This is a genomic window from Brevundimonas sp. (assembly GCF_004210735.1).
Classification (GTDB): Bacteria; Pseudomonadota; Alphaproteobacteria; order Caulobacterales; family Caulobacteraceae; genus Brevundimonas.
The window spans coordinates 1-2,412 of the sequence record NZ_SDZL01000115.1; the positions used below are offsets into that span (position 1 = coordinate 1).

Genomic DNA, 2,412 nt, shown 5'->3' on the forward strand with positions numbered 1-2,412 from the left:
GAGATCCGGATCAGGGCCAGCGAACGCGCCCGGCCCACCACTTCCGCCTTCAGCCCGACGTCCTGCAGCAGCTTCTCGGCCGAATACTGGTCGTCATGGGCGGTCGCCAGCGTGTCGTCATCGCCGGAGCTTTCCATGCTCATCTTGCCGACAATGGCGATACGGGGCGTCTCGCCCGCCGTGCTCGGCAGGCTGGGCCAGCCGCCCACGATCGCCAGGTTGCGGAACTTGTTCTCGTTCAGCATCGGCCACCACTGGCCGGCGCCCGCATGTTCCGGCCACGGCACGCAGGCCAGCGCCCCAGGCGTCGAATCCGCCCGTTCCAGCGCATCGCGCACGCCCATCAGCGCCACCATGTTGGGTCCGAAGCCGAAATAGCCCCGCGCCGCTTCCACTGATTGGGCCACATCCCCGCCCGCCACATAGACGGCCATGAGCCCCCGCGCGGCCGCCACATCCCCGCAGAGCGAGCGCCAGACACGCACCATAGCGTCGGCCGGCATTCCCGCCGCGGCCGCAGCCCGGGCCAGACGCCGCGCTTCGGAGGCCTCCCGCGCTGGACGGAAACCGATGCCCGCTGCCGAAACGGCCGGGGCATCCTTCATTTCACGCCATTTCTCGGCCATCGCCGACAGGAAGACGTCGTTCATTGTCGCGGTAGACGCGTGGAAGCTATCAGCAGCCATCGTACTCGACTTCAGTCACGCTCCCCAGCGCAGAGAATGTGATACCTGAGTTTCGCTTAACCCAAAACCCTGTATCAACCGCGCGACTTGCAAACTCCTCTACCCACACGCTTGAGGTGCTGCGCTGATCCTGCCTATTGCTTCATTCCGTGCCCGACCTGATCTAGGCTCTGAACCATGAACGCGCCCGCCCGCACCCTCAGCGGCGCGGATGGGCTGAAACGCCTGTCCGTCGCAACGCCCGCCCAGCCGCTCAAGCTGGATAGCGGCCGCACGCTCGACCATGTCGAAATCGCCTACGAGACCTGGGGCACGCTCAACGCCGACAAGTCCAACGTCGTCGTCGTCTGCCACGCCCTCACCGGCGACCAGTTCGCCGCCACGCCCAACCCCGTCACCGGCCGCCCCGCCTGGTGGGACCGCATCGTCGGCCCCGGCATGCCCGTCGACACCAACCGCTTCTTCGTCATCTGCTCGAACATCCTCGGCGGCTGCATGGGCTCGACCGGCCCGGCCAGCCGCAAGCCGGACGGCACGTACTGGGGCACCGACTTCCCCATCATCACCATCGCCGACATGGCCCGCGCCCAGATCGCCCTGCTCGACAAGCTCGGCATCCAGAACATCTTCCTCTGCATCGGCGGCTCGATCGGCGGCATGCAGGTGCTGGAATGGACGATCCAGGCCCGCGACCGTGTCTTCGCGGCCGTCCCCATCGCCGTGGCCCCGCGCCAGTCCGCCCAGAACATCGGCTTCTACGAAACCGGCCGTCAGGCGATCATGGCTGATCCCAACTGGCGCAATGGCGCCTACCTCACCGAAGGCACGCGGCCCGAGAAGGGCCTCGCCGTCGCCCGCATGGCTGCGCACATCACCTACCTGTCGGAGACCGCCCTCAAGCGTAAGTTCGACCGCAAGCTGCAGGACCGCACGTCGAAAACATTCGGCTTCGACGCCGACTTCCAGATCGAGTCCTACCTGCGCCACCAGGGCCAGACCTTCGTCGATCGCTTCGACGCCAACTCTTATCTCTACATCACCCGCGCGATGGACTATTTCGACCTCGCCAACGAACATGGCGGCGTCCTCGCCAACGCCTTCCGCGGCCTCAACACCCGCTTCTGCGTCTTCTCGTTCTCCTCCGACTGGCACTACTCGCCGGAAGAAAACCGAGACCTCGTGCGCGCGCTCAACGCCGCCGGTTGCGAAACCAGCTACGTCAACATCGAAACCGACAAGGGCCACGACGCCTTCTTCGTCGAGGAGCCCGAATTCGAAGCCGGCCTGCGCGGCTTCGTTGCCGCCGCCGCCAACGCCCGCGGACTGCCGAAGGCCGGCGCATGACATCCAAAACTGTAACGACAATCGCGACACGCCGCGCCGACCACGTCGCCATCGCGCAGTTCATCAACAAGGGTGAACTCGTCCTCGACGTCGGCTGCGGCGATGGCCAGCTGATGGAGCTGCTTCAGTCCGAACGCGGCGCTCGCACGCGCGGCCTCGAAGTCGAACAAGCCGGCGTCAACGCCTGTGTCGCCAAGGGCCTCGCCGTCGTGCAAGGCAACGCCGACGCCGACCTGCCCGTCTACCCAGACGACGCCTACGATGTCGCCATCCTGTCCAAGACCATCCAGGAACTCGCGCGCCCGAAATTCGTGCTCGACGAACTCTCGCGCATCGCCCGCCGCGTCATCGTCTCGTTCCGCAATTACGGCCACTGGCGCGT

General features: G+C 66.1%; 3 protein-coding genes. 2 read left to right on the forward strand and 1 reads right to left on the reverse strand.

The window, feature by feature from the left end:
* Window positions 1-686: hypothetical protein (locus tag EON91_RS14230; protein WP_292096030.1), on the reverse strand; the 686-nt coding region annotated here is incomplete at its 3' end.
* Between the two features lie 177 nt (window positions 687-863).
* Here EON91_RS14230 and EON91_RS14235 point away from each other — a divergent pair.
* Together EON91_RS14235 and EON91_RS14240 are read left to right on the forward strand one after the other, a co-directional pair.
* Entirely contained in the window at window positions 864-2,030 is a 1,167-nt protein-coding gene (locus EON91_RS14235) for a homoserine O-acetyltransferase (RefSeq protein WP_292096031.1), read from the forward strand.
* On the forward strand, window positions 2,027-2,412 hold a 386-nt coding region (locus EON91_RS14240), incomplete at its 3' end, for a methionine biosynthesis protein MetW (RefSeq protein WP_292096033.1). The genes EON91_RS14235 and EON91_RS14240, both read left to right, overlap by 4 nt.

Bases quoted from the DNA above. Each gene is read 5' to 3' on its own strand.
- EON91_RS14235 (WP_292096031.1), top strand. From the start codon at position 864: ATGAACGCGCCCGCCCGCACCCTCAGCGGCGCGGATGGGCTGAAACGC.